Origin of the sequence: Mesorhizobium sp. M7A.F.Ca.US.002.01.1.1, assembly GCF_004022955.1 — a bacterium.
GTDB lineage: Bacteria > Pseudomonadota > Alphaproteobacteria > Rhizobiales > Rhizobiaceae > Mesorhizobium > Mesorhizobium ciceri.
The window spans coordinates 1-2,637 of record NZ_RZQE01000652.1; the positions used below are offsets into that span (position 1 = coordinate 1).

Annotated in this window: 4 protein-coding genes and 1 pseudogene; 3 read left to right on the forward strand and 2 right to left on the reverse strand. The window is 64.4% G+C overall.

Annotation, left to right across the window (positions count from 1 at the left end):
- Nucleotides 1–202 precede the first annotated feature (202 nt).
- Nucleotides 203–571 carry a hypothetical protein gene (locus EN932_RS33535; protein WP_027160847.1) on the reverse strand — a complete coding sequence of 123 codons (369 nt, stop codon included), beginning with the start codon at nt 569–571 and terminating at the stop codon, nt 203–205.
- Nucleotides 572–758: 187 nt separating this feature from the next.
- Between EN932_RS33535 and EN932_RS33540 the strand changes: the two genes are divergently transcribed.
- A complete protein-coding gene (locus EN932_RS33540; RefSeq protein WP_024501757.1) occupies nt 759–1,061 on the forward strand; it encodes a hypothetical protein in 303 nt (100 codons plus the stop codon).
- Between the two features lie 64 nt (nt 1,062–1,125).
- On the opposite strand, the gene EN932_RS33545 is transcribed toward EN932_RS33540, so the two are convergent.
- Nucleotides 1,126–1,830 (reverse strand): helix-turn-helix transcriptional regulator, encoded by a 705-nt coding sequence (locus EN932_RS33545; protein ID WP_013530583.1) that lies wholly within the window; start codon nt 1,828–1,830, stop codon nt 1,126–1,128.
- 188 nt (nt 1,831–2,018) lie between these two features.
- On the opposite strand from EN932_RS33545, the gene EN932_RS39275 reads away from it, so the two are divergent.
- On the forward strand, nt 2,019–2,309 hold the full coding sequence (locus tag EN932_RS39275; protein ID WP_224675015.1) for a hypothetical protein: 291 nt from the start codon (nt 2,019–2,021) through the stop codon (nt 2,307–2,309).
- Between the two features lie 113 nt (nt 2,310–2,422).
- Nucleotides 2,423–2,637, forward strand: a pseudogene (locus tag EN932_RS33555) (GcrA cell cycle regulator); the annotation flags it as partial.

Consider the following 2,637-nt stretch of genomic DNA (forward strand, 5'->3'; position numbering starts at 1 on the left):
GGCGGGCAGGGCGCCGAACGCGCCCATCAGGCCGGCGACGAGCAGGGCGGCGATGGTTCCCGCGCCGGCCGTTATCCAGGTTTGAAATTTTGAGCGGGCAGTCTTGAACATTCCAAACTATGCACGTCGAACGGTCAGCCACCCCTGCGCAGTCTAGAAAGAAAAAATGGCTGATGGAACCCGCAAATGGCTGGTCCAGTCCTCACACCGCTTCCCTTGCCCAGAGCCTGTGGCCATGGCGGCGGAAATAGCGCGCCACCAGGCGCTGCTGCTTGGCCCTGATCAGGTCGGGCAGGCGCCGCTCCTGGCGCCAGCGCGGTATGTTGCGCCAGCAGGCTATGAAGCGGGCGGCGTCCTCGATTACCTCCTGCGCCGAGAGTGCCGGACCGATAGCGGCCAGGAACAGCGCCTCCGACGGTTTCAACTCGTCGATCACCGCCTTGCGCCTGACGTGATCCTGACGGGCGTGGGCGATGCCGCTGCGACGGATTGCTTCGAAGGCTTCAAGCAAGGCCAGGCTGTCGCCGGCGTAGCCGCAGGAACGGGCAAAATCGGCGGCAAAAGCGTCCATTATCGCTCCCGGGTCTGATGCAGTGGGCAGGTTCGTGCCCGACTCACATTTTCATACATTTATGAAAGCATAACTCAAATTACGCTAGAAGAAAAACTTCTGGGAAAGTTTGAAAACTGCGACTCGACTCCCGGCGTAAAACACAGGAATATGCGAACAAATCAGGAACAAAGACGAGGCAGGGGCGATGGCATTGCCGGGCAAGGAACCAACGATCGCGCATGTCGCTTCGATCTCGGTCGAGTGCGCCGATTGTGGCCGCAACAGGTGGTGGCGACCCGATCAGCTGAAGCGGTTCGGGGTGACGGGGAATACGCCGCTGTCCGCTCTGTCGGGCCGTATCGTCTGTTCGGCCTGCCGCGCCGACGGACTGCCGGGGACGGCGATTTCGATCCAGGCGGCGTTTGTCGACGAGCGCCAGCGCGTGCGCAGCGAAGCGCGGATGCTGAGCGACAGGGATGTGCCGCTGGAGGGATCGCGGCGGGCTTGAGTGGGAGGGTGCCAGCGCTGGTTCTTCCTTCTCCCGCAGGGGGAGAAGGAAGAGCATCCCTTGCTCAATACCCCAGCAATTCCTTCAGCGGAATCACGCGCCAGACATGTTTGATGGCGTAGCGGTTGAAGGTCAGCGTCTTCGGCGGGTTGTACTGCTCGACGACCAGCTCGCCCGCCGTGCGCTTGACCAGCTTCTTGATGAAGGCCTTGCCGTTGCGCTCGTTTTCCTCCGGGAAGGTCTCGATCACCACATGGTCGCCCGGTACGGCGTCGCGGCCGCCGCAATAGATCAGGTCGCCGGGCTCGTAACGCGGCACCATGGAATCCGAGAGCACGTGCAGGGCGAACACCTTCGGCAGGTTGCGCACGCCCGGCGGGCGCTGGACGTAACCCGCCGGCTCGCCGTTGAAGGTGAAATCGCCATCGTCGCCACCGACGGCCGCGCCCAGCACCTCGATGTCCATCGAGCTGGCGGGTAGCGGACCTGCATCGGTGACGATCTCCGCATCGGCAACCGGTCCGGCATCGTCGAGAAACACGACCTGCCCCTGGCCCAGCGCAACCGGGTCGACGCGCAGGAAGGCGGCGGTCTTCAGCAGGTTCTCGGTCTTGGGCAGATTGCGGCCGGTTTCCCAGTTGCCGACGGCGGCGACATCGGTGTCGTTGTGCTCGGCGATGTGGCGCATGACCAGGCCGCGCTGCTTGCGCGCCTTGCGGATCGCCGCTCCGACCTTGATCGACAGTTCCGTTTTTGCCATGGCGCCCATGTGAGGGATGAAAGCCGCTCTCGTCTATGAAAGAATGGCTTGCATCCATTTTCGAGTTATGCTTATATCCGGTCATGCAAAACCTGTCCAGCTTTGATGGCGCCGAGTCGCCGGCCTCACGCGAGGCGCGCCCGGCGGTCATAACCGCCCATTCCCTTTCATCCCGGCCGTCCTCCTCCCCGGCCCGGATGAAGCCCGAGGCCCAGTGCCTGACCGCACCAGCCTCGGGTCCGGTCCGCCGCCTGTCTCCGGCGACCGGAACGGCCGGAGCCGCCGCTCCCAGCGGCTTCGGCCCCCAATTCGGCCGGCATGGCGCCGGCGCTGTTTTTGCGGCAGGCCGATCCTGCATCCGCACCGAGGACGGCACCGTCATCCTGTTCGACAGGCTGACGGGCAGGGCAGTTTCCGCCCTGGACAGAAACACGGCCGAAGCGCGGCTTCTGCACCTTGCCGGCGGGAAATCGGCCCAAGCCGGCTGAGGCTGGCCGGCTGAGAGCCGGCTCTTGAAAAACAACCTGACTGCGGCCTGGCGACCGGGTCGAACCTTGACGCTGCCCGACGGCGCGCGGTCGATCTTTGGATGGAGCTCGATATGGCAAGCTATAGCGACGCGGAATTGCACGAGATCGCCCGCTGGCTGAAGGATGGGCTCTCAGCCTCCAGGATTGCAGTCGCGTTCAGCGCGTTGCGCGGCAGTCCGGTGTCGCGCGACGCCATCATCGGCATCGTGCACCGCAACGCCATGCTCGGCGCGATCGGCTTTGCCAATGGCAAGGGGCCGCTGCCGCGATCCAGGCAGGCCGTGGG